This window comes from Catenulispora sp. GP43 (assembly GCF_041260665.1).
Taxonomy (GTDB): Bacteria; Actinomycetota; Actinomycetes; order Streptomycetales; family Catenulisporaceae; genus Catenulispora.
In genome coordinates, this window is the sequence record NZ_JBGCCT010000014.1 from 187,360 (window position 1) to 210,237 (window position 22,878).

Sequence of the window (22,878 nt, forward strand, 5' to 3'; positions counted from 1 at the left end):
ATTTTCGACAAGCTTCGACGGGATAATGACAGCCGTCGATCAAGGCCGCGTCAGCTCGGGCGCAGCCGCTCACCCGAGTCGGTCGATCTCGCTCCTGACGTCTGCGGCCCGCACGTGTTTGCGCGACTGGAAGATCGCGAATGACTGCTCCCACACCTGGAGCGCCTGCTGACGGTCGCCCGTCAGGCGGAGCGCGTCTCCGAGGTTGTACAGGACTTCCGCCCGGAGCAGTGGTCGGTCGTGGAGCTCCGTCAGGGCGAGGGCCTCGCGGTAGGTGGCTATGGCTCGGTCGTACTGGCCGACTCGGGAGTAGGCGTAGGCCAGGCTGTCCAGGGTGCCGGATTGGCCCCAGGAGTCACCTGCCTCGTCGAACAGGATCTTCGCCCGGGTGCAGGGCTCGATGGCGGCCGCCGGCTCCCCGAGGTGGGCCAGGCTCCAGCCGATGAGGTTCAGCGCCTGGGCCAGGTTCGCCTTCGCCAGGCTGTTGGCCGGGATCAGGGACAGTGCCTCACGCACCAGCTTCAGGCAGGCGGCGTAGTCCTTGCGGTACGAATGCGTGCTCGCGACATCGATGGAGGCGCGCACGGCCATTTCCACGTCGCCGATGGCGTGGAAGATCTCGATGGCCCGCTCGTAGTCGACGGCGGAGGTGTCGAATTCGCGCAGGAGCTTGTAGGCCATGCCTCGCGCTCGCAAAGAGAACCCCTGCGCGGAGAGATCCCCGAGTGTCTGGGCCGCGGACAGCGCGACGGACTGCACTTCGACGAGCTCGCGAGGGCGGCCGGCGTTGATGCAGCTCCCCACGACCGACCAGGCGAGTTGCCACGCCCCGACCGGTCGGCTCGTGACGGCTTGGGTGATCAGAGCCCGAAGGGCCGTGAACTCCTCGTCGAACCAGCGCTGTGCGGCACGCGCGTCGGCGAACTCGTCGACCACGTCCGGTGGGGCGTCCAGCGGCAGCACGAGCGGGTCGCGCGACGGGTACTGGACCATCGCCGCCGAGCACGCGGTGTGAATGTAGTAGTCGAGCAGGCGGTCCGACGCCTGCGTCCGTGTCGGTGCGTCGAGCGACTCGCACAGCTCCAGGACGTAGCGGCGCAGCAGGTCGTGCATTTCGTACCGACCGAAGCTGCGCTGCCGCAGCAGGTGTTCGTCGTGGAGGAGTTCCAGCGCGTCGCGGGCGTCGCTGATCGGTATGCCGGCCAGGGCGGCTGCGGCTTGCACGGTGTAGTCCGGCCCGGGATGCAGGCCCAGCAGGCGGAAGACCGTCTGGGCCGAGGGCGGCAATCCGTCGAACGACATCGCGAGGACTCGGCGGACGTTGGTCGCGCCGACGGTGAGTGCGGGCAGTCCGGTGCCCAGACGCTCGGCCAGATCGGCCAGGCTCCACGTCGGCCGCGATCGCAGTCGCGTCGCCGCGAGGGCGACCGCCAGCGGCAGCGCGCCGCATCGCGCGACGATCTGTTCGGCCGCCTCCGGCTCGGCCCGGACCCTCTCGGCCCCGGCGATCGTCGCCAACAGCGCGACGGCGTCGCGGACCGGCAGCACGTCCAGGTGCAGTACCACCGCGTCCGGCAGGGCGGCCAGGCTCCGGCGGCTGGTGATCAGCACGACGCACCCGGGCGAGGACGGAATCAGATCCCGCACCTGCTGCTCGTCGGCGGCGTTGTCCAGCACGACGATCGCGCGCCGCCCGTGCAGCCGGTCGCGGAACATCGCGGCTCGCTCGTCCACCGTCTGCGGAATCTGCTGCCCCGGCACCTGCAACTGCCGCAGGAACGCCGCGAGCACCTCGGCCGGGTCGGCCGGCGGGTGCTCGGGATCGAATCCACGCAGGTTCACGTACAGCTGCGCGTCGGGAAAACGGCCGGCCCGGACCAGGCGGTGCGCGAGGTGGACGGCCAGCTGCGTCTTGCCGACCCCGCCCATGCCCTCGATCGCCGAGATCACGACGGTCGGCGCCGAGCCCGGGGCGTTCCGGACCGCGGCACCGAGACGGTCCAGCTCGGCAGTCCGACCGGTGAACGTCGCGAGGTCGGCGGGCAGCTGCCGGAGCACCCCGGACGGGCCGCCGCTCTTGGCCTCCGCGTGGACCCGGACACACGCCCGCCGCCATCGGCCGACCTCGGGCTCGCCGACGTCGAGCGCTCGGACGATCGCGACCACCAGATCCAGGTTGAGACGCCGCCGCCGGCTCTGGAAGACGTCGGCGATCGTGGACTTCGACAGGTTCTGCGGCGGGCGCAGCAACGGGCCGGTCCTCCTGGCCAACTCGCGGTACGAAGGCGCCCCCGCCCAGGTGACCAGTTCCCCCAACAGCCTGGTGAACTCGGCCAGATCACAGGCCTTACCCGGATCCGGACGTCCTTCGTCCACGCGCCGCCCCCCGTTCTGCCCGATAAGTAAGGACTCTGGTTCAACGTGGCCGGACTCGGCCGGGTTCCTGGAAGCCGCGGGGTCGTCACGCGAGGCTCTGAGCTGTACGGCAAATGATCCACACGGCGCCGCCGCCACCGCGAGTGCCAGCTCCGGTCCGGGCGGACCGGTCGGCGCGTTCGGCAGTGGCGCGTCCTGCTCCAGCTCGGACAGGCTGCTCTCCGGTGCCAGCCAGTCCTGGTTCTCGACGACGTAGACCTGGCGGATTCCCGATCGATGCGGTGATCCGATGAGCCGTCCGAGCCATCGGGAAAACGGCTGGTCGATACGATTTTCACCTAAATGCCGAGATTCGTCACCCGGTGTGGGGGTAGCGCCCAAGGTGTTGACACCTGACGGAAGGAGGCGGGCTGGTGGCTGCCCTGCACGAGGTCGACACCGACGACGCGGATGCCATTGAGGACTGCTACAGCACGGCGCTGGCCAGTCGCGACCTTCCCAAGAAGCGGATGCCGGAGCACCCGTCGCCGGCGAACTCAGTGCGCGACCTCATCCTGGACGAGCTCGCCCTCGACGGGAACGCGTCGCAGAACCTGGCGACCTTCTGTTCGACGTTCCTGGACCACGAGGCGCACGAGCTGATGGCCGTGTGCATCGACAAGAACATGGTCGACAAGGACGAGTACCCGCAGACCGCGGAGATCGAGAACCGGTGCGTGCACATCCTCGCCGACCTGTGGAACGCGCCGCCCGGACCGACCACCGGCACCTCGACGACCGGGTCCTCCGAGGCCGCGATGCTCGCCGGGCTCGCGCTGAAGTGGCGCTGGCGCGCGGCGCGCAAGGCCGCCGGCAAACCCGCGGACCGGCCGAACCTGGTGTGCGGGCCGGTGCAGGTGTGCTGGGAGAAGTTCGCGCGGTACTTCGACGTCGAGCTGCGCCAGATCCCAGTCCTGCCCGACGCCACCGGGCTGCGGCCGGAGCAGCTGCGCGCGGCGGTCGACGAGAACACGATCGGCGTCGTGGGCATCCTCGGGGTGACCTACACCTGCGACTACGAGCCGATCAAGGAGCTCGCCGCCGAGCTCGACGCGATCCAGAAGGACACCGGCCTGGACATCCCGCTGCACGTGGACGCGGCCAGCGGGGGGTTCGTCGCGCCGTTCCTGCAGCCGGACCTGTGGTGGGACTTCCGGGTCCCGCGCGTGGCCTCGATCAACGCCTCGGGCCACAAGTACGGCATGGCGCCGCTGGGCGTGGGCTGGGTGGTGTGGCGCTCCCCGGAGCTGCTGCCGGAGGACCTGGTGTTCCGGGTGAGCTACCTCGGCGGGAACATGCCCACGCTGGCGCTGAACTTCTCCCGGCCCGGCGGCCAGGTCATCGCGCAGTACTTCAACTTCCTGCGCTACGGCCGGGAGGGCTTCACGAAGATCTACGAGATCGCCTCGGAGGCCGGGCAGGCCTTGGGGCGCCGGGTCGCGCAGATGGGCCCGTTCGAGCTCGTGTACGACGGCAAGGACGCCCTGCCGGCGGTGAGCTGGAAGCTGAAGGACCCGGACAACGCCGGCTTCACGCTCTACGACCTGACCGACCGGCTGCGCACGCGGGGCTGGCAGGTCCCGGCGTACCCGCTGCCGGCGGACCGCCAGGAGACCGTGATCCAGCGCGTCCTCGTCCGGCACGGGATCGGCCACGACAAGCTGGCGCTTCTCGCCGACGACATCGAGCGCGAGGTCAAGCGGCTCCAGGAGGCGGATCAGCAGGGGACGTCGGTGGCGCCGCAGGAGACCGGGTTCCATCACTGAGACTGCGACCGTGACGCGCCCTCGGTGTCGTTCCGCTCCACCAGGAGCAGGACGGCGCCGAGGAGGAACAGCACCGCGCCGATCAGCGTCCCGAGGTTGGCGACCGGGGAGCTGAGCAGGTCGGCCGTCCCGGGCTGCACGAACGCGGCGGCCGCCGACACGCCGAAGGCGACCGAGCCGGCCAGGTTCGCCAGCGTGATCCACCACGCGACCGACCGGGGCCGCCACGCGAACCATCCGTGGCAGGCCTCGTACCAGGCCAGCGTGCTGGCCACGAGGAAGCAGACCGAGCCCACCGCGTCCGGCCGCCAGACGTGGCGCCGGTACAGGTCCGAGCCGATGGTCGCGCCGACGGCCAGCCCGGTGCTGACGTTGAACGCCAGCGTCCCGACCGACTGCCAGGCCGTGGCCTGCCAGTCGACGCGGCCCGGCAGCCAGACCAGGACGCGGCGCCCGTGGCGCGGGCCGGCCGGGGCCGCGTCGACCGCTTCCCGGTACTGCAGGAAGCCGGCCGAGGTGAAGAAGACCGACCCGGCGAAGAACGTCAGCCCGTCGGCCCGCAGGCCCACCGCGTTCGCGTAGGCGGGCAGGACGCCGAGGGCGAACAGCGCCGACCCGATCGCGAACAGGACGCCGATCCACCAGCTCCGGTCGCGCGGGGCCCACCAGGTCTCACGGCCGGCCGGGGCCGGCCTCTGGTGTTTGCGGCGCCAGCGGGAGTCCCGTTTCGGGCGGCCTTTCTCCGCGTCGGTGTTCATCATCATGAATCACACCTTTTATTCAGGCCGATCGCACGCCGGCGGCCATTCGGTCGACGCCGCGTTCACCTGGTCGGAGCAATGAGGCCCTTCTGGTGGTTTGTCCGTCCGGCGAAGTGTGAACACGATCATCATGCTCTGGGAGGCGATCCCATCGGCGGTGGCCGCCGCGTTCTCGCCGTCGACGCTGCTGATCGTCGCCGGTCTACTGGGCATGAAGCATCCGCTGCGCAACGCCGTGATCTTCCTGATCACGGCGGCCGCGGTCACCCTCGCTGTCGGCTTCGCCGTGGTGGAGGTGTTGACGAACACCAGCGTGGACGACAGCAGCAAGCACCCCACGGTGCCGCCGGCCATCGACCTGGTCATCGGACTGGTCATCCTCGCGTTCGGGCTGTACGTGGCCCGCCGCAAGCCCCGCGCGAAGAAGGACAAGAAGAAGCCCGAGGAGCGCGAGATGCGGCTTCTCGTGGTCGTCGGGCTGGGCATGGTGCTGGGATCGCCGTCCCCGCTGTATCTGGCCTCTTTGCACTCGGTCGCCAAGGGCAACCCCGGCGCGGCCGCCGTGGTGTTCGACGTGATCCTGCTCGCGGTGATCGTGCTGTTGATGGCCTGGCTGCCGATCGTGTACTACGCGATCGCCCCGGAGCGTGCCGCCGCGGCCCTGCGGGCGGTCAACGAGTGGCTCGCGCGGCACGGTCGGGTGATCGGCTTGAGCGCGGCCGCGATCGTGGGCACGTACTTCGTCATCCACGGGATCGTCGGACTGGCGTAGCGTCCAATGCCCGCATTCGGACACTAACATGCGCTTATGACCGATTCGGCCGCCTCGGCGCCAGCGCCCTCCCCGGATCCAGCCGCCATGCTGAAGTCCCGCGCCTACGTGGCGCTGCTGGTGCTGGCCGCCGCCGTCGGGGTCGTGGTGTCCACCGTGGCCTACTTCTACCTCAAGGCGGTCTCCTCGGCCCAGACCGCCGTCTTCACGGATCTGCCCGAGGACCTGGGGTGGTCCAAGGCCCCGGTGTGGTGGCCGCTGGTCCCGCTCTTCGTCGCCGGCGTGGTCGTCGCGTGCAGCATCAGGTTCCTGCCGGGGACCTCCGGCCACAAGCCCGCCGAGGGGTTCAAGGCCTCCGGTGGGGTCCAGCCGTCCGACCTCGCCGGCATCGTCCTGGCCTCGTTCGCCACCCTCGCGCTCGGCGCGGTGCTCGGCCCGGAGGCGCCGTTGATCGCCATCGGCGGCGGGCTCGGCGGCTTGTCGGTGCGTCTGCTCAAGCGGGACGCCCCGGCCAGCGCGATCGCCGCCATCTCCGCTGCCGGGGCCTTCGCCGCGATCGCCACCCTGCTGGGGTCGCCGGTCATCGGCGCGTTCCTGCTCATGGAGACGGCCGGGCTCGGCGGCCCCATGCTGGGCGTGGTCCTGGTGCCGGGCCTGCTCGCGGCCGGCGTCGGCGCGCTGATCTTCGTGGGACTGGACGACTGGACCGGGTACGGCACGTTCAGCCTGAGCATCCCCGGCGCCCCCGCCTTCACCACGCCCACCGGCTACGAGCTGCTGTGGGCGCTGGTCATCGGCCTGGCGGCCGCGCTGGCCGGCACCATCGTCCGCCACGCCGCCCTGTGGCTGCAACCGCAGGTCGAGCGGCGCATGATCACTCTCATGCCGCTGGTCGGCCTGGCCGTGGCCGGCTGCGCGATCGCCTTCGCCGAGAGCACCGGCCGCGGTACCTCCGAAGTGCTGTTCTCCGGTCAGACGGCCCTGCCCGCGCTGATCCACGACGCGGCCGGCTGGACGGCCGGTGCGCTGGTGCTGCTGGTGCTGTTCAAGGCGGCGGCCTATGCCCTCTCGCTCAGCTGCTTCCGCGGCGGCCCGATCTTCCCGAGCCTGTTCATCGGTGCCGCCGGCGGGATCGCGCTGTCCCATCTGCCCGGCCTGCCGATGGTCGCCGGCGCGGCCATGGGCATCGGTGCCTTGGCGGTGGCGATGCTCGGGCTGCCGATGACGTCGGTCCTGTTGCCGGCCCTGCTGTTCCCCTCCGATGCCTTGGCGCTGACCCCGCTGGTGATCGTCGCAGTGGTGGTCTCGTACGTGCTCAGCGCGAGGATCGGTCCGAAGCCGGTCGCCGAGCCGGACGCTGTCAGGACGCGGGAAGAGTGAGCGCCTACGCTGGTGTTGTACGAGGTGACACTTGAAAGCCCGTACTGACCAGCTAAGGAAGAGGAATAGCGATGGCCACCGAGAAGGCGATTCTCGCCGGAGGCTGCTTCTGGGGTATGGAGGAGCTCCTCCGCCGCGAGCCCGGCGTCGTGTCCACCCGTGTCGGCTACTCCGGCGGAGACACGCCGAACGCCACCTACCGTAACCACGGTGACCACGCGGAGTCGATCGAGATCGTCTACGACCCGGAGCAGACCGACTACCGGGCCCTGCTGGAGTTCTTCTTCCAGATCCACGACCCGTCGACGGTGGACCGCCAGGGCAACGACCTGGGGCGCAGCTACCGGTCCGCGATCTTCTACCTGAACGACGAGCAGAAGCGCGTGGCCGAGGACACGATCGCGGACGTCGACGCCTCCGGCCTGTGGCCGGGCAAGGTCGTCACCGAGGTCACCCCGGCGGGCGACTTCTGGGAGGCCGAGCCGGAGCACCAGGACTACCTGCAGAAGTACCCGAACGGGTACACCTGCCACTACCCGCGTCCGAACTGGAAGCTGCCGCGGCGGGCCGCTCAGTAGGACTGCTTTTCCGCGAAAGGGTCGGCGACGGACTACCGTCGCCGGCCCTTCTTTTTGCGTCATCGCGCACCGGAGACTGCCTACTCGGCGTCCTCGGTGCGCACGTGGGGCGTTCCCGGCTCAAGGAGACTGATCGTCGCCGACCCCCATAAGAAGGAGGGACAGTGCCTGCCTACCGATCCCCCGGAATATACGTCGAGGAAGTCTCTTCCGGCTCCAGGCCCATCGAGGGTGTGGGCACCGCGGTGTGCGCGTTCGTCGGATTCACCGAGCGCGGCGTGCCCGACCAGCCGACCCTCGTCACGAACTGGACGCAGTACACGAAGGCCTTCGGCGGGTTCGTCGACGGCGGATACCTTCCGCAGGCGGTCTACGGGTACTTCCTCAACGGCGGCGGGGCGGCGTACGTGGTCCGCGTCGGCTCCGGCAGCGAGGGGCCCGCCGGGGACGACGCGGCGGCGTCGGCGGCGGTGCGGCCCGAAGCCGAAGCGTCGCCGGCTGGACAGGGCGTGCTGCCCGCGGTCGGAGACGGCACCCGGCCGGCGCTGCGCGCACGGCCCCTGGCCGCCGAAGGATCGGGCGGCGCTCTGGCCGTCGAGGTCTCCGACGCCAGTGAACCCGGCGAGGACTTGTTCAAACTGGTCGTCCTGCTGGACGGCCGCGAGGCGGAGGTCTTCGACAACCTCTCGGCGCGGCGGGGCGCACGCAACGCCGCCACGGTCGTGAAGGAGTCCTCGAAGCTCATCGCACTCGAAGAAATCAAGGGCGGGGCGGCACTGGTGCCGGCCAAGGGCGTCCGGGTCGCGCTGACCCCCACGGCAGCGCCGGCCCCGGCTGTGCCCGACGGCACCGTGCCGGCCCTTATCTCCCCGAGCGACTACGTCGGGAACACGGCCGACCGCACCGGCTTCGCCGGTCTGGAGGCGGTCGAGAACGTGACCATGCTCTGCGTCCCCGACCTCATGTCCGCCTACCAGCGCGGCACCGTCGACCTCGAAGGCGTCAAAGCCGTCCAACTGGCCATGATCGCGCACTGCGAGCTGATGGCGGACCGGGTGGCGATCCTCGACGCGCCGCCCGGACTCGGCGCCCAGCAGGTCCGGGACTGGCGGGTGGACGTCGCCGGATACGACTCCAAGTACGCGACGGTGTACTGGCCCTGGATCAAGGTGATGGACCCGCTCAAGGGGCGTCCGGTGTTCGTCCCGCCCAGCGGCCACGTCGCCGGGGTGTGGGCCCGCAGCGACGAGACCCGCGGCGTGCACAAGGCCCCGGCGAACGAGGTGGTGCGCGGCGTCGTCGACCTGGAGACGAACATCACCCGGGGCGAGCACGACCAGCTCAACCCGATCGCGGTCAACTGCATCCGGTCCTTCCCCGGCCAGGGGATCCGGATCTGGGGCGCGCGGACGCTCTCCAGCGATGCCGAGTGGCGCTATCTGAACGTGCGCCGGCTGTTCAACTTCGTGGAGAAGTCCATCCTCGACGGCACCAACTGGGTGGTGTTCGAACCCAACGACCGGTTCCTGTGGGGAGCGGTGCGCCGCACGGTCACGATGTTCCTGCGCCGGGTCTGGCGCAGCGGGGCGTTGTTCGGCCGCACGCCGGAGGAGGCGTTCTTCGTCAAATGCGACGAGGAGAACAACCCCCCGGAGAACCGGGACGCCGGGATCCTCACCGTCGACATCGGGATCGCGCCGGTCAAGCCCGCGGAGTTCATCGTCTTCCGGGTGTCGCAGTACTCGCAGGGCGCGGCTCTGGAGGAGTGAAGCCATGTCGAGTCCCAGCTACTCCACCGTCGCCTCCGCCCCGATCTTCGTGGTCTCCGGGAACATCCCCGGCAGCAGCCAGCTGCAGAAGCTCGCGTTCCAGGAGCTGGCCGGCATCGAGAGCGGCATCAACATCGAGCAGTACATCTCGGTGGACAACGGATACATCAACCACACCAAGCAGTTCGGGGTGACCACACCGCCGACGGTGACGCTCAAGCGCGGCCTGGACAACAGCGCCGTGCTCTGGAACTGGCACCAGATGGCGCTGCAGGGCAACCCGGCGGCGCGCGCCGACCACCTGAACCTGCAGATCTTCGGCGGCGGGCTGCCCAGCATCAACGGCCAGGCGCCGTTCGCGAGCTACACGCTGGTGCACGCCTGGTGCGCGAAGATCAGCATCTCCTCGGCCAAGGCCGGGGAGGGCATCGTCACCGAGGACGTGACGATCGCCTGCGACCTGATCACGCTGGACTCGGAATGACGGCGCGGACCGACCTATCGGAACTGACGTAACGGACAGGGGTGAGGAGCCAGATGACCGTTGGCGGCGGCAACCCGACGGTGCTGAGCGCGTCGACCTTCGTGATCCAGGTGGACGGGATCCAGGTCGCCACGTTCAGCGAACTGAACGGGATCAGCACCGAGGTGGAGGCGGTGGAGTACATCGCCACCGGCCCGGAGGGGATCTTGCACACGAAGCAGTACGGCAAGACCCGCCCGCCCTCGGTGACGCTCAAACGCGGGCTCGACACGCAGACGTACATGTGGTCCTGGCACCAGGCGGTGCTCCAGGGCGACCCCGGCGCGCGCAAGACCTGCTCGCTGCAACTGTTCTCGGCGTCCTCCTCGCCGAAGTCGGGCCAGCCGATCATCACGTACCTGCTGGAGAACGCCTGGCCCTCGCGGCTGGAGATCGGCGGACTGATGGCCGGCGCGAGCGAAGTGGTGTTCGAGACCGTGACGCTGAACTGCGACCAGATCCTGATGCAGCCCGGCGCATGAGCGGGGGAGAGAGCATGCTGACACAGCGGCCTGGGGCCATGCGCGGGCACGCGTCCGGATCCGCACCCGCATCCGCACCCGCATCCGCGCTCGCATCCGCGCTCGCGCCCGGGCCCGCATCCGTTCCCGCCGACTCGGCCGGGATGACCACGAAGTACCCGTTCGTGCTGCCCCGCGGCTACGTGGACGAGCAGGGCAGCGTGCACCGGGAGGGCGTGATGCGCCTGGCCACGGCCCGCGACGAGATCACGAGCCAGAGCGACCCGCGGGTCCGGCAGAACCCGGCGTATCTCAGCGTCCTGCTCCTGGCCCGCACGGTGTCCGGCCTGGGCGCGTCCCAGGGCGCGGACACCCTGATGATCGAGAACCTCTTCGCCTCCGACCTCGCGTTCCTCCAGGACCTCTACCGGCGCATCAACCAGGACGGCCACACGGAGGCCGAGGTCGCCTGCCCCGAGTGCGGGCACGCCTTCGCGGTGGACATCGCCGGTGATGCCCCGGGGGAATCCTGACGTACACGGCCGACCGGCTCTGGGAGGAAGTCGTGTACCTCGCCTACTACTTGCACTGGCCGCTGCGGGACGTGCTCGACCTCGAACACCCGGACCGAGCCCGGGTGATCAGGGAGGTCGGCCGGATCCACAGCCGGATGGCGGAGGGGAGGGGAGATGCTGCGGCTGTTTAGAGGGCGCAGGCGTAGGAGTAGGAGTCGCCATGAGCGGAATGGTCAGGGTTCTGGCATGCCGCGCGCCGGGGCCGGGGCGGAGTGGCGGTCGGTGCCTCCGCTCACCTTGACGGTTCGCCGACCGGTGGTGACTGTGGCGGCGTCGATGGGCGTGATGGCGGCTGCGGTCGAGGAGCCGTTGGTGTTGGCGCCGGGGCGCGGGCGGTTCGCTGATGATGGTGGCCGGCCGGTCGGGACGGTGGTGGGGCTGGCGACGGTTCGCGGTGACAGTCGGGGGCGCGGGGGCGCGGGGGAGTTCGCTGGCCGGGAGGTGGCGACGCGGGATCGTGGCAGGGGGCAGTTGGGAGGACAGGCGGCAGGTGCCCAACGGCCTTCCGGTGCCGGGGAGCTTGCCGCTCGGGAGTCCGCTGCCCGGGATGCGGCTAGGGAATCTGCAGCGCGAGAGCTTGCCGCCCGGGGTGCCGCTCGAGAATCCGCTGGCGAGCAGCTTGCGGCACAGGCGCTCGCCGCTCGAGAGCAAGCCGCTCGGGATACGGCTAGGAAGTCTGTTGCCCGGGATGCTGCTCGGGACCTGGTTGCTCGGGAATCCGCTGGCGGGCAGCTTGCGGCTCAAGCGCCAGCCGCTCAAGCGCTTCCCGCCAAGCCCAGTGCGGCCAAACCGCGCGCCGCTCGGCCGTTCGCATCCCGGCCAAGCTCTGCTCAGCCGCTTGTGGCCCGGCCGCCCAGCCCTCAGCCACGCGCCGCTCTGGCCTCGGCTGCTGATCCGCCGGCCGCCGAGCTTCCCCCGACCCGGCGGCGTACCGTCCGAGCCGTCGCGTCGCCGGCGCCGCGTCCGAGTCTGCTCAAGGCGGTCGATGAATACGTCGGCGAACCCTTCGCAGACTCCACGCCTTACGCGTCCTCGTCATGGTTGCGTATGGTCGAAAGTTACCGTCCGCCGTGGATGTCCGGTGCCGCTGCCGATGCGATTCCCGAGGGCGTCACGTGGTCGAGCGTCGCGCCGCTGCCCCCGGCCGAAGAGCGTGCGCAGCCGGCCAAGGCGACACGGCGTGCCTCGCTTGCCGAGAGTCGACGGCTCGGCCTGGGTAGTCCCATCCGTGCTGAGGACGCTCCGGAACCGGAACCGGAACCGGAGCCGGAGCCGGAGCTGGAGTCGGCCGTCACCGCCGAGGTCGTGCCATTGCCCGAGCCGGCGCCTCAGGCTCCTGATTCCGCAGACACGCCTGCGCCAGTCCGCCTCGTCTATCGCTTCGCCGCCGGTGCCCGACCACGTTCGTCGCGCACCGTCCCGACGCCGTCGGCCAAGCCGGCGCCCGCCTCGGCGGCTGCCCGAACGCCGTCACCCAAAGCCTTGATCCATCCGCAGCCGATCGTGGTCGAGCCGGAGATGCCTCCACCGGCGCTGGCCGACGAGATCCGCCAGCAGCAGGGTGTCGACGTCTCCGACGTGCCGATCCATCGCGGCCCCGAGGCGACGGTCGCGGCCCAGGCGCTCGGCGCACGTGCGCTCGCCAGGGACGGTGAGGTGCTCCTGCCGTCCGAAGCCGGGCCGCTCGATCATCCCGTCGTGCGCGGACTGCTCGCCCACGAGCTCACCCATGCCGCTCAACAGCGCGTCCTCGGCTCGCGGCTGCCTCCCGAGGAATCGGCTGCCGGTATCGCGCTGGAAGCCGAGGCCGTGGCCGCAGAGCGTCGGGTCCGCGGGCTGAGCACGCCGCCGAGTCCGGGCTTCTCGATGCCCGCCGTGTCGTGGACGGCTCCGTGGCAGGCCCCTGCGACAGCCCATGTGCAGGTGCAGCGCCAAGTCGCCGATGTGACGACAGCCGCCGCGCCCTCGGCCCCGCCGAGCGGTCCGGCTGCGGCGCTCGGGGGCGGCGTGACGACGGCCGAGCCGCCGAATCCAGCCGCCCCGGCTCGCCCGGACGGCCCGGACCCGGAACTGACGGCGGTGCGGGACAAGCTCGCCGAGCTCGACCGCCGGCGCTCGCTGGATCTCGACGATCCCGACGACGTCGAGGAGCTGGCGGGCCAGGTGTACCGCAGGATCGAGGGCCGGCTGCGGCGCGAGCTGCTGCTGGACCGGGAGCGTGCCGGCCGGCTCGGCGAGGTCGGCCCGCTGGGCTGGGCGAGATGAACCGGCGGGCACGGGCTGGTGGGCACGAACCGGCGGGCACGAACCGGCGGCGATGGCAGGTCGATGGCAGGCGATGGCAGGCGATGGCAAGGCAACCGCAGGGCAACGGCAGGGCGGCCGATAGCAGAGATCAAGCAGAGATCGAGGCAGTGGCGTGGACGGATTCGGATCAGCGCTCAGCGGCGCCGAGGGCGCACAGACCACCCTGGAAAGCTTCGTCGGCATGGGCCACCGCTACGCGGTCCTGATCGACAACATCGCCTACCACATCGGCGACTGGGCCAAGGTGACAGGCCTTCAGGTGAGCTGGAAACGCATCGACTACCGCGTGGGCGACCAGGGCAACAAGATCTGCGTCCTGCCCGGGGCCACCGAGTACCCGGTGATCGCGCTCAGCCGCGCGGCCAGCCCGTACTCGCGGGTCGTGCAGCACTGGCTGACCCAGACCTCCAAGAGCCCGAAACCGCAGAGCGGGACGATCCAGCTCGTCGACTTCGCCGGGCTGCCGCTCGTCCAGTGGCGGCTGAACGAGTTCTTCCCGATCAAGTGGTCCATCGGGGACCTGGACGCGGCCGCCGGCAAGCCCGCGATCGAGACCCTCGAGCTCGCGCACACCGGCTTCCTGGAAGACGCCATCTCGATGCTCTCCCCGATCTGAGCGTGTATGGCCATATCTGACCGAATCTGACCGCGCCCGGCCCACGCGCCGCCGCCCGCCGCCCGCCGCCCGTCGCACCTCGGGCACTAGGCCCGCGCCACAACCGTCCGACACCGGCACCGTCCCCCTGGCAGCTGAAAGGCACCCGTCCATGACCATCGATATGTTCACCTCGGCCGCCGGGCAGGGCGGCGGCCAGCTCGCGGGGGCGCTGGCGCCGGCTGCCGGTACCGGGCTGTCGACCGGGATGTCGGCGGCGCGCGCCCTCAAAGGTGCTGACTCCGCGTTCCCGCTCTACGGCCTGGCGATGCGGTTCATCGTGACGTTCTCCACCGAGACCGGCAGTGAGCGGCTCGGCGAGTGGTCCTCGTGCACCGGGCTGCAGGTCGGGTTCGAGTCGGAGGAGATCGAGGTCGGCGGCGAGTACAGCGGCAAGGTCTTGCTGCCGAAGCGCATGAAGTACGCGCCCGTGGTCCTGGAGCGGGCCATGGAGCACAAAACCTCGCAGGCCCTGCAGACCTGGCTCGACAAGCTCGTCAAAAACTGGGTGAACCGTGCCGCCGGTGCGATGGAGCCGCCCAAGGGGATCGTGCTCATCACCCTCCAGGACTGCCAGCAGAACCCTGTGTGCTCCTGGGCCCTGCACAACGCCGTCCCGGTCTCCTGGCACGGACCGGACCTGAAGGCATCCGACAACGGGATCGCGCTGGAGAAGCTGACCCTCGCGCACGAGGGCTTCCTACCGCACACATCCACCCCGGAGAAAGCCGGCGAAGGCAACGCGCAGCTCAGCATGGACGCCGACCGTGTCGTCTTCCACTACAACCCGACCGCGATCACCATAACGCGCACCGCGGCAGACGTTCCCGCCGGTGATCCAGGCGTCCAGACGAGTCCGGGCTCCACCGGGAATGACAGCGACGGCAAGAAGCCGCCGAAGGCCGAGACCAAGACGACCGTCACCCTGGAATCAGTGGTCTTCGACGGCGACGGCGTGGAGAGCACCTGCAACCGCCTCATCGGCTGGACCTTCCTCAAACGCATCTCGGCCGGCAGCTCGACGCAGAAGTGGCAGCTGCCCCGCCTGCAGTTCCGCTGGGGCAAGCAGAAAAGCCTCTCCGTCTACCTCACCGCCGCGACCGTCAAATACACCAGGTTCAGCAGCGCCGGCACACCGGTGCGGGCCTCGGTCACCCTCACCCTCCAGGAGGTCCCCGGCAGCCGGCCCGGGACCAACCCGACCTCCGGTGGCCTGCCCGGACGCCGCACGCATGTGCTCACCGGCGCCGAGACGCTGCCCGGACTCGCGACGCGGACCTACGGCGGTCCGGGGCGCTGGCGCGAGATCGCCGCCGCGAACGGCTTCGACGACCCGCTGCGGGTCCGGCCCGGGACGGCCGTGTACCTGCCGAGCGCGCAGGAGAGCATGCGGGAGAACGTGCGGGAGAACGTCCAGGAGAGCGACCGATGAGCGGGTCGGCGGAGACCGCCCCGGTCGTCTGGCCGAAGGTGCTCCTCGGCGAGGGCGACGTGGCGCTGTCCGGCCTGGCCGCGAGCTGTCTGGTGCGCGTCGAGGTCGACGCGCATCTGCGCTGGCCCACCGCCTTCGCGCTCACCTTCCAGGACCTCACCGGCGCCGCGCTGACCGACGCGGGGCTCCGCATCGGCGCGCGCGTCCAGATCTCCGCCGGTTCCACGGCCGGGGCCCGGCTGGTCGTGGGCGAGGTCACCGCCGTCGAGGGCTGCTACCGCGGCAACAGCGGGCAGACCACCGTGCGCGGATACGACCTCTGCCACCGGCTGCAACGCGCGCGCCGGAGCCGGACCTTCGACGACATGACCGACTCCGACGTCGCGCGGCGGATCGCCGGCGGGGCGGACCTGGAGATCGGCGAGATCGTCGAGACCGACACCGTCCACGACCACTTGTTGCAGTGCAATCAAACCGACTGGGAGTTCCTCGACCAGCGGGCCGGCGAGATCGGCTACGAGTTCGGGATGGCCGACGGCCGCTTCCACTTCCGCAAGGCATCCCAGCTCGCGCACGGCGACGAAGGAGTCCCGGAGCTGACCGTCCCCGGCACGCTGCCTTGGTTCGAGCCGCGTGTCACCGCCGGGAACCTGACCCCCGACGCGGAGGTGCGCGTCTGGGACCCGCTGCGGGCCCGGCTGTCCGCGACCGACCCGGTACCGACCCACGCCGCCGCGGTCTCGGCGCCGCGCACCCAGAGCATGACCGAAGTCAAAGCCCTGTTCGGCAAGAAGGCGCCCGAGGAAGCCGATGCGCACAGCGGCCGGGACCTCGGTCCTCCACCCAGCCCGACAGCCCACGTCGTCGGCACCCTCCCGGTCGCGAACCCCCAGGCGGCCGCGGCGGCGCTCGCCGCGTCCGTCGGCGCCACCTTCGCCGAGGCCGAGGGCGAGGCGTGGGGCGACCCCGCGATCCGCCCCGGCACGACCGTGAAGGTCACCGGCATCCCCGGGCACTTCCCCGCCACTTGGCTGGTCACCCGTGCCCGGCACGTCTTCGACCCGACGGAGAACGGCTACCGCACCGAGTTCGCCGCCGGCGGCGGCCACGACCGCACCCTGCTCGGCCTGGCCTCCGGCGGAGCCGCGGCGCCCGCCGCCCGGATCCCCGGCCCGGTCTGCGCGATCGTCGACGACATCGGCGACGGCCACGCCCGGGTGCGGCTGACGCTGCCGTGGCTGTCCCCGGACGTCCGCACCGACTGGGCGCCGGTGGTGCAGTTCGGCGCGGGGGCGCGCAGCGGCGCGATGTTCCTGCCCGAGGTCGGCGATCAGGTGCTGGTCGGGTTCGAGTTCGGCGATCCCCGGCGTCCGTACGTGCTCGGCGGCCTGGTCACCGAGAACAGCGCCTACAGCCTGGGCGGGGACGCGGTGCGGCAGGGACCGGGAGGGGCGGACTCCTCGGTGGCGCGCCGGGGCTTCGTCTCGGCCTCGGGCAACCGGCTGGTGTTCCTGGACGAGATGGGCCAGGACCCGAAGCCGGAGAGTTCGCAGATCCTGCTCGGGACCGGCGACGGCGCGATCGGGCTCGTCATGGACGCCGTCAGGGGTTCGGTGGAGCTCGCTTGTGCCCCGGAAAGCCCGCCGGGGCAGCTGACCGTCAAGTGCGGCCCGGGCGGAACAGTGAACATCGTCACCGGCCAGGGCGGCACCGTGACCATCGACGGCGGGGACTCGCTGACCCTGAAGTCCGCGGCCTCGCTGACCATCCAGAGCCAGGGCACGGTCTCCGTCTCCGGCGCCTCCATCTCGCTGGGCGGGTGAGCGGCTCATGCCCGACTTCATCGGCAGCGGCTGGGCGTTCCCCTTCTCCGTCAAGCCCACCGGCGGCATGGCCACCGTGTCCGGGACCGCCAACCTGGAGCAGGCGATGCGGCTGATCCTGACCACCTATCCCGGCGAGCGGCCGATGCGGCCCGGCTTCGGCAGCACCCTGCGGGACTACGTGTTCGACGGGGCCGGGATCCACAAGACCGGCGAGATCGCCGACGTGGTCCGCGAGGCGATCGAGCAGTGGGAGCCGCGGGTCGACGTCGCCGAGGTGGACGTGTACCCCGACGCGGACCGGCCCGGTCTGCTCTACATCGACATCGGCTACGTCGTGCCCGGCACGAACAGCCCGCGCAACCTCGTCTTCCCCTTCTACACGATCCCCGAGCGACAGGAGGGTGAGGACTGATGCCCCTGCCGGCCCCCGACCTCGACGACCGCCGGTTCCAGGACCTGGTCGACGAGGCCAAGCGTCTGGTGATGCGGCGCTGCCCGGAATGGACCGACCACAACGTCTCCGATCCGGGCGTCACCCTGATCGAGACCTTCGCCCAGATGACCGACCAGCTGCTGTACCGGCTCAACCGGGTGCCCGACCGGCTGTACATCAGCTTCCTGAACATGATCGGGCTGCGCATGCTCGCGCCCACCCCGGCGCGGGCCCCGGTGACGTTCTGGCTCTCCAGCCCGGCCCGGACCCGGCTGAGCGTGCCCGCCGGGGCGCGGGTCGGGACGCTGCGGACGGCCACCGCCGAGTCGATCGTGTTCAGCACCTGTCGGGAGCTGGTGTTGGTTCCCGCTGTGCTGGCCAAGGTCCGCAGCCCGGGCGATGCGCCGGCCTCCGACTCCGCCTCCGACTCCGACTCCGCCTCGGCCTCTGCCTCGGCCTCTGCCTCGGCCTCTGCCTCGGCCTCTGCCTCGGCCTCTGCCTCTGCCTCCGCCGATGCCCGGGGCGGGACGTCGATCGGCACCGAGGACCGCACTCGGCAGCTGGCCGACGGCCAGTCGTTCCGTGCGTTCCGGCAGCGGCCCGTGGTCGGTGACGCGCTGCTGGCGGGGTTGTCGGATCCGGTGCCCGGCTGCGTGATCAGGCTGGGCTTCCGCGGCCGGGTCGAGGGCGTCGGGGTCAATCCGGAGTATCCGCCGCTGGTCTGGGAGGCGGGCACCGATGACGGCTGGGTGCCGTGCGAGGTGGGGCTGGACGAGACCGGCGGGCTGAACACGTCCGGGGCGGTCGTGCTGCACGTGCCGGACGGCCACGCGGCCAGTGTGGTCGACGGCGAGCGCGCCGGGTGGATCAGGGCCCGGATCACCGAGCCCGAGCCGGGGCAGCCCCCGTACACCGGCTCGCCGGTCATCGAGGGGCTGAGCGTGGGGACGGTCGGCGGCACCGTCGAGGCCGTGCACGCCGAGCCGGTCGAGAGCGAGTCGCTGGGCCGGGCCGAGGGCGTGCCCGGCCAGCAGTTCGCGTTGCGGCGCAGCCCGGTCCTGGTCGGGTACGGGCCGCCGGTCGTGGAGACCAGCTCGCCGGAGGGCTGGCTGGAGTGGACGCAGGTCGAGCACTTCGCCGACAGCGGTCCCGACGACCGGCACTTCACGCTGGACGCGGTCAGCGGACTGGTCCTGTTCGGTCCCGCGGTGCGCGAGCCGGACGGGAGCCTGCGGCGGTACGGAGCCGTGCCCCAGAAGGGCGACGAGGTCCGCATCCGCGGGTACGCGACCGGCGGCGGGGCCCGGGGGAACGTCGCGGCCGGGTCGCTGTGCCGGCTGAAGTCGTCGGTCCCGTCGGTCTCCGCCGTCGAGAACCGGAGGCCGGCGCAGGGCGGGGTGGACGGGGAGACGCTGGAGGAGGCGAAGGCGCGCGGGCCGCTGCTGGTGCGCACGCGCAGCCGCGCGGTCACCGCCGAGGACTACGAGGTTCTGGCGCGGGAGGCGGCGCCGGAGGTGGCGCGCGTCCGGTGTGTCCCGGCCGGACGCGAGGCGAAGGACGCCGGGGGAGTACGGGTACTGATCGTCCCGGCGACGGCTATGGAGGACGGTCGCATACTGTTCGAGAACCTGATACCGCCGGAGTCGACGCTGGCCCGGATCACCGCCGGTCTGGACAAGGCTCGGGTGGTCGGCACGCGCGTCGCGCTCGAACCGCCGCTGTATCGCGGGGTGACGGTGGTCGCGCGTCTGGTCGCCCGGCCTCGGGTGAACACCGAACGGCTGCGCGAGGACGCCCTCGGTGCTCTCTACCGGTATCTCAACCCTCTGCCCGGCGGCGGGCCGGAGGGCGGGGGCTGGCCGTTCGGGCGGCCGGTGCAGGCCGGCGAGATCTTCGGCCGGTTGCAGCAGGTGTCAGGGGTCGAACTCGTGGAGGACGTGCGGCTGTTCTCCGCCGACCCGATCACCGGCGCGCGCGGCAAGGAGAGCACGCGGATCGATCTCGACGCCAACAGCCTGGTGTTCTCTTACGAGCACCAGGTCAGGGTGGAGGCGCGCTGATGCGCCGGGCGGTGGAGGGCTTGGGCACGCCGTACCCGATCGGCACGCTGCTGCCCGGGATCCTGCAGGAGGATCCGCTGCTGATGCAGTGGATGGCGGCCTTCGACGAGGTGCTGGCACCGGCCATCTCGACCCTGGACTGCCTGACCGCCTACGTCGACCCGCTGCTGGCGCCGTCGGACTTCACCCGCTGGCTGGCCGGCTGGCTGGGCGCGGTCCTGGACGAGAACTGGCCGCCGGAGCGCCAGCGCGCGGCCGTGGCGCACTCCGTGCGGCTGTACCGCCAGCGGGGCACGACGGAGGGAATCCGGGCCCTGATAGAGCTCGTCACCGGCGGCGACGTGGAGATCACCGACAACGGCGGCGTCCACTGGTCCGCCACACCGAACGCCGCACTGCCCGGCGAGCCGGGAGCCTGGCTGACGGTCCGCGTCCGGATCCCGCGCGGCACGCAGATCGATGCCGCGGCCCTGGAGGACCTGATCGCCGCGGAGAAGCCCGCCCACGTCACGCACCGTCTGGAGGTCGTCGAGCAATGATCGTGTGTCGCAAATGCGGATTCCGCAACCAGGACGGCGACGCCTTCTGCGGCTCCTGCGGCGGCTTCCTGGAATGGACCGGCGAGAAGCAGGAACCGGCGGTCGCGAAGGAGCTCGTCGAGGAGGTGCACAAGCGCGAGCAGGAGACGGCGGCCGCGCCGCGCGTCGGGCTGCTGAGCAGGGTGATCCATGCGGCGAATGTGGTGATCGCCGGGCCCTCGGCGGAGGCGGAGGCGGAGGTGGAGGTGGAGGTGGAGAAGGAGGAAGCGCCTGATGCGGGCGGTTGGGATGGCGGGGGCGCTGTGCCGGAACCAGCACCAGAACCAGAACCAGCGCCAGAGCCAGCACCAGAACCAGAGCCAGCACCAGAACCAGAACCAGAACCGGAGCAAGAGCCGGAGGCTGAAGCTGAGTCGGAGTCGGGAGGCGAGTCGGAGGCTGGTGCGGCGCCGGAATCTGAGGCCGGGGCAGAAGATGGCGCGGACCCGCAGGCTGAGCCTGAGGTGAATCCGGGATCTGAAACCGAGTCGAAGCCTGCACCGAAACCGAAACCGAAACCGAAACCTGAGCCCAAGACCGAGCCCGATCCCCCCGAGCCACCCCTCGCCCTCCCGGCCCGGGCCCCCGAGCGCATCGCCGAGCAGGCGCCGGGGATCGCGAAAGCGCGGCCGGTCGCGGTGACCAAGACTGCGCCGAGTCGGCGGTTGCTGCCCGGCGATCTGATTTGCGGGGGTTGTGGTGAGGGCAATCCGAGTTCGCGGCGGTTCTGCAGTCGGTGTGGTGCGTCGCTCGTCGAGGCGGTTGCGGTCAAGGAGCCGTGGTGGCGTCGCTTCATCCCGAAGCGTGGTCCGCGCGTGGTGCGGCTTGATCAGGGCACTGCGGATGGCGCCGGTGTGGCCAAGCCGCGCTTGGACCTGAAGTTCGGGCTGCGGCAGGTCTATCGCAAGGGCCGTATGGTCATCGGCGTGCTGATCCTGGTCGGCGGCATGGTCTACGGTGCCTATCCGCCGTTTCGGGAGACTGTCAACAGCAGGGTGAAGGGCGTCAAGACCAGCGTCATGAACGCGATCGGCGACGGGCTGCAGCCGATTCGGCCCGCCGGCCAGAGTGCGAGTGCGTTCGTGGCGGGGCATGCGGCGGCGGCTGCCGCTGATCTGAACACCAACACCTACTGGGCGGCGCCGTGGTCCGCACAGGCTCAGGCGACGCTCACGTTCGACTTCGGGCGGCGGGTGACGCTGAAGAAGATCATCGTGTACTCGGGGGCTGCCGACGCCTACACCCAGGACGGTCGGCCCAGCGAGCTGGTGCTGAAGTACTCCGACGGCGAGTCCTCCACCATCGCCATGAGCGACACGCCCAAGCAGCAGGAGTTCCCGCTGTCCCACGCGACCGGCGTCACCTCCGTCACCATCCAGGTCGTGTCGGTCTACCCGGACGACGCCGAGACCACCGTCGCGATCGCCGACCTCGAGTTCTTCGGCCTGCCGCTCTGATGGCCGACTCCGTGATCAAGACCGGCGACCTGCTCCAGGTGACGATCCCGGAGCCCGCCGTCGTGCCGGCGCTGGAGGCCCCGGTCCCGCTGACCGGCTCCAGTACCAACGTGACCGTCGGCGGCGTGCCGGTCTGCCTCCTGGGCGACCAGCTGCCGATGGAGCTGCGCGTCCCGCTGGCCTACACCGCGCCGCCGTTCACGATCCCCGGTATGGGAACCCTGATGCTCACGCTGCTGCCGGACAACCTCACCCGCAAGACCACCAACGGCGGCAAGCCGCTGCTCGTCAAAGGCGGGTCGTTCCCCGCGATGTTCACCGTGGAGACGCCCGCCACCCAGCCGACGCCAGGCGGCCCGATCCCCGATCCGGTCGTGGAGAAGCCGGGCACCGCGCGGTTCGTCACGACGAACGTGACGGTGGCCGCGGGCTGACCGACCCGGGGAAGTCCCGGCGGCGCACCGTCTCGACGGCCGAGGCGGAGTCTGGCAACTGACGCGCCCCGAGCACGACCTCCGCGACCGGAGCCGCGAGATCCCTCGCCATCGGGGGCATGACGGGAACCACCAGTTCCAGTACAAGGTGCGCGCGCGGCGCGATCCCCAGTCCGGACCACGGATCCGCGACCGGCGAGCCTCCGCAATCATCGTCCGCGCACCGCAGGAACACCGGGAGCCCGACCTCGGCCAAAGCCCCCCGCAGGTGGTCTTCCGCCAGCGTCTCAGTGCTCACACATATATTGATCAGCACGCCGAGCAGATCGTGTTCCTCGAAGACCGATGCCGAGGACGCCTCGCGCTCGCCGACCGCCGCACCCAAACCGGCCCCCGCCCCCGCCCAAGCGGTGACCAGATACGAGAGCCGGTGATACCGGTGGGGCGACTGCCGCCCGACCAGCCGCCCGTCGCCGTCGCGCACGTCCGACCACCCGGAGGAGGGCTGGTGCTGTCCGTCTTTGCGGATGTCGCACAGGAACGCGCTTACGAACGGCGCGTCCGCCGCCTGTTCCTGCCACCGTGCCCGTGGCGCGTCGAACCTGACGCCGGTGCCCGACGGCAGACTGGACTCCAGCCAGCTGGCCAGCGACAGATCCGCGTCCCGCAGCATGCCGCTCTCCGCCCTCTGATTCC

The 22,878-nt window shown here is 70.8% G+C and carries 21 protein-coding genes; 18 read left to right on the forward strand and 3 right to left on the reverse strand.

The window, feature by feature from the left end:
• Window positions 1-69: 69 nt before the first annotated feature.
• Window positions 70-2,376, reverse strand: a complete 2,307-nt coding sequence (locus ABH926_RS27495) for a tetratricopeptide repeat protein (RefSeq protein ID WP_370368687.1) — start codon at window positions 2,374-2,376, stop codon at window positions 70-72.
• Between the two features lie 413 nt (window positions 2,377-2,789).
• Here ABH926_RS27495 and ABH926_RS27500 point away from each other — a divergent pair, with 413 nt between their 5' ends.
• Window positions 2,790-4,181, forward strand: a complete 1,392-nt coding sequence (locus ABH926_RS27500) for a glutamate decarboxylase (RefSeq protein ID WP_370368688.1) — start codon at window positions 2,790-2,792, stop codon at window positions 4,179-4,181.
• Here the strand turns inward: ABH926_RS27500 and ABH926_RS27505 are convergent.
• Window positions 4,175-4,945 carry a hypothetical protein gene (locus ABH926_RS27505; RefSeq protein ID WP_370368689.1) on the reverse strand — a complete coding sequence of 257 codons (771 nt, stop codon included), beginning with the start codon at window positions 4,943-4,945 and terminating at the stop codon, window positions 4,175-4,177. The genes ABH926_RS27500 and ABH926_RS27505 overlap by 7 nt on opposite strands.
• Before the next feature lie 112 nt (window positions 4,946-5,057).
• Here ABH926_RS27505 and ABH926_RS27510 point away from each other — a divergent pair, with 112 nt between their 5' ends.
• The 17 genes from ABH926_RS27510 to ABH926_RS27590 all read left to right on the forward strand — a co-directional run bounded on the left by ABH926_RS27510 (window position 5,058) and on the right by ABH926_RS27590 (window position 22,182).
• The gene (locus ABH926_RS27510; protein ID WP_370368690.1) at window positions 5,058-5,714 is read left to right on the forward strand and encodes a GAP family protein; all 657 of its coding nucleotides are present in this window, start codon (window positions 5,058-5,060) and stop codon (window positions 5,712-5,714) included.
• Between the two features lie 36 nt (window positions 5,715-5,750).
• Window positions 5,751-7,094 (forward strand): chloride channel protein, encoded by a 1,344-nt coding sequence (locus tag ABH926_RS27515; RefSeq protein ID WP_370368691.1) that lies wholly within the window; start codon window positions 5,751-5,753, stop codon window positions 7,092-7,094.
• A 71-nt stretch (window positions 7,095-7,165) separates the two neighbouring features.
• Window positions 7,166-7,672 (forward strand): peptide-methionine (S)-S-oxide reductase MsrA, encoded by a 507-nt coding sequence (gene msrA, locus ABH926_RS27520; RefSeq protein WP_370368692.1) that lies wholly within the window; start codon window positions 7,166-7,168, stop codon window positions 7,670-7,672.
• Between the two features lie 164 nt (window positions 7,673-7,836).
• Window positions 7,837-9,441, forward strand: coding sequence for a phage tail sheath family protein (locus ABH926_RS27525; RefSeq protein WP_370368693.1), 1,605 nt, complete (start codon window positions 7,837-7,839; stop codon window positions 9,439-9,441).
• Window positions 9,442-9,445: 4 nt separating this feature from the next.
• Window positions 9,446-9,925: a phage tail protein gene (locus ABH926_RS27530; protein ID WP_370368694.1), complete on the forward strand. Its 480-nt coding sequence runs from the start codon at window positions 9,446-9,448 to the stop codon at window positions 9,923-9,925.
• 53 nt (window positions 9,926-9,978) lie between these two features.
• Entirely contained in the window at window positions 9,979-10,446 is a 468-nt protein-coding gene (locus ABH926_RS27535; protein WP_370368695.1) for a phage tail protein, read from the forward strand.
• A gap of 143 nt (window positions 10,447-10,589) precedes the next feature.
• Window positions 10,590-10,958: a phage tail assembly protein gene (locus ABH926_RS27540; RefSeq protein WP_370368696.1), complete on the forward strand. Its 369-nt coding sequence runs from the start codon at window positions 10,590-10,592 to the stop codon at window positions 10,956-10,958.
• On the forward strand, window positions 10,955-11,131 hold the full coding sequence (locus ABH926_RS27545; RefSeq protein WP_370368761.1) for a DUF6760 family protein: 177 nt from the start codon (window positions 10,955-10,957) through the stop codon (window positions 11,129-11,131). Before ABH926_RS27540 ends, ABH926_RS27545 begins: the two co-directional genes overlap by 4 nt.
• Window positions 11,132-12,074: 943 nt before the next feature.
• Complete coding sequence (locus ABH926_RS27550) at window positions 12,075-13,265, forward strand: DUF4157 domain-containing protein (protein ID WP_370368697.1); 1,191 nt, start codon at window positions 12,075-12,077, stop codon at window positions 13,263-13,265.
• Between the two features lie 154 nt (window positions 13,266-13,419).
• Complete coding sequence (locus ABH926_RS27555; protein WP_370368698.1) at window positions 13,420-13,923, forward strand: phage tail protein; 504 nt, start codon at window positions 13,420-13,422, stop codon at window positions 13,921-13,923.
• A 151-nt stretch (window positions 13,924-14,074) separates the two neighbouring features.
• The gene (locus ABH926_RS27560; RefSeq protein ID WP_370368699.1) at window positions 14,075-15,394 is read left to right on the forward strand and encodes a phage tail protein; all 1,320 of its coding nucleotides are present in this window, start codon (window positions 14,075-14,077) and stop codon (window positions 15,392-15,394) included.
• Window positions 15,391-17,217, forward strand: coding sequence for a VgrG-related protein (locus ABH926_RS27565; RefSeq protein ID WP_370368700.1), 1,827 nt, complete (start codon window positions 15,391-15,393; stop codon window positions 17,215-17,217). Before ABH926_RS27560 ends, ABH926_RS27565 begins: the two co-directional genes overlap by 4 nt.
• Window positions 17,218-17,224: 7 nt before the next feature.
• Window positions 17,225-17,632: a GPW/gp25 family protein gene (locus ABH926_RS27570; RefSeq protein ID WP_370368701.1), complete on the forward strand. Its 408-nt coding sequence runs from the start codon at window positions 17,225-17,227 to the stop codon at window positions 17,630-17,632.
• The gene (locus tag ABH926_RS27575) at window positions 17,632-19,713 is read left to right on the forward strand and encodes a putative baseplate assembly protein (RefSeq protein ID WP_370368702.1); all 2,082 of its coding nucleotides are present in this window, start codon (window positions 17,632-17,634) and stop codon (window positions 19,711-19,713) included. The genes ABH926_RS27570 and ABH926_RS27575 overlap by 1 nt, the downstream gene beginning before the upstream one ends.
• The gene (locus ABH926_RS27580; RefSeq protein ID WP_370368703.1) at window positions 19,713-20,252 is read left to right on the forward strand and encodes a phage tail protein; all 540 of its coding nucleotides are present in this window, start codon (window positions 19,713-19,715) and stop codon (window positions 20,250-20,252) included. Before ABH926_RS27575 ends, ABH926_RS27580 begins: the two co-directional genes overlap by 1 nt.
• Window positions 20,249-21,748: a discoidin domain-containing protein gene (locus ABH926_RS27585; protein ID WP_370368704.1), complete on the forward strand. Its 1,500-nt coding sequence runs from the start codon at window positions 20,249-20,251 to the stop codon at window positions 21,746-21,748. The genes ABH926_RS27580 and ABH926_RS27585 overlap by 4 nt, the downstream gene beginning before the upstream one ends.
• Window positions 21,748-22,182 (forward strand): hypothetical protein, encoded by a 435-nt coding sequence (locus ABH926_RS27590; RefSeq protein WP_370368705.1) that lies wholly within the window; start codon window positions 21,748-21,750, stop codon window positions 22,180-22,182. The genes ABH926_RS27585 and ABH926_RS27590 overlap by 1 nt, the downstream gene beginning before the upstream one ends.
• Here the strand turns inward: ABH926_RS27590 and ABH926_RS27595 are convergent.
• Complete coding sequence (locus ABH926_RS27595; RefSeq protein WP_370368706.1) at window positions 22,151-22,855, reverse strand: Pvc16 family protein; 705 nt, start codon at window positions 22,853-22,855, stop codon at window positions 22,151-22,153. The two genes, ABH926_RS27590 and ABH926_RS27595, sit on opposite strands and share 32 nt — an antisense overlap.
• Between the last annotated feature and the right edge of the window lie 23 nt (window positions 22,856-22,878).

Bases quoted from the DNA above. Each gene is read 5' to 3' on its own strand.
- ABH926_RS27550 (WP_370368697.1), top strand. From the start codon at position 12,075: ATGTCCGGTGCCGCTGCCGATGCGATTCCCGAGGGCGTCACGTGGTCG.
- ABH926_RS27595 (WP_370368706.1), bottom strand. From the start codon at position 22,855: ATGCTGCGGGACGCGGATCTGTCGCTGGCCAGCTGGCTGGAGTCCAGT.
- ABH926_RS27515 (WP_370368691.1), top strand. From the start codon at position 5,751: ATGACCGATTCGGCCGCCTCGGCGCCAGCGCCCTCCCCGGATCCAGCC.
- ABH926_RS27585 (WP_370368704.1), top strand. From the start codon at position 20,249: ATGATCGTGTGTCGCAAATGCGGATTCCGCAACCAGGACGGCGACGCC.
- ABH926_RS27535 (WP_370368695.1), top strand. From the start codon at position 9,979: ATGACCGTTGGCGGCGGCAACCCGACGGTGCTGAGCGCGTCGACCTTC.
- msrA (WP_370368692.1), top strand. From the start codon at position 7,166: ATGGCCACCGAGAAGGCGATTCTCGCCGGAGGCTGCTTCTGGGGTATG.
- ABH926_RS27565 (WP_370368700.1), top strand. From the start codon at position 15,391: ATGAGCGGGTCGGCGGAGACCGCCCCGGTCGTCTGGCCGAAGGTGCTC.
- ABH926_RS27560 (WP_370368699.1), top strand. From the start codon at position 14,075: ATGACCATCGATATGTTCACCTCGGCCGCCGGGCAGGGCGGCGGCCAG.
- ABH926_RS27590 (WP_370368705.1), top strand. From the start codon at position 21,748: ATGGCCGACTCCGTGATCAAGACCGGCGACCTGCTCCAGGTGACGATC.
- ABH926_RS27530 (WP_370368694.1), top strand. From the start codon at position 9,446: ATGTCGAGTCCCAGCTACTCCACCGTCGCCTCCGCCCCGATCTTCGTG.
- ABH926_RS27580 (WP_370368703.1), top strand. From the start codon at position 19,713: ATGCGCCGGGCGGTGGAGGGCTTGGGCACGCCGTACCCGATCGGCACG.
- ABH926_RS27540 (WP_370368696.1), top strand. From the start codon at position 10,590: ATGACCACGAAGTACCCGTTCGTGCTGCCCCGCGGCTACGTGGACGAG.
- ABH926_RS27570 (WP_370368701.1), top strand. From the start codon at position 17,225: ATGCCCGACTTCATCGGCAGCGGCTGGGCGTTCCCCTTCTCCGTCAAG.
- ABH926_RS27575 (WP_370368702.1), top strand. From the start codon at position 17,632: ATGCCCCTGCCGGCCCCCGACCTCGACGACCGCCGGTTCCAGGACCTG.
- ABH926_RS27505 (WP_370368689.1), bottom strand. From the start codon at position 4,945: ATGATGATGAACACCGACGCGGAGAAAGGCCGCCCGAAACGGGACTCC.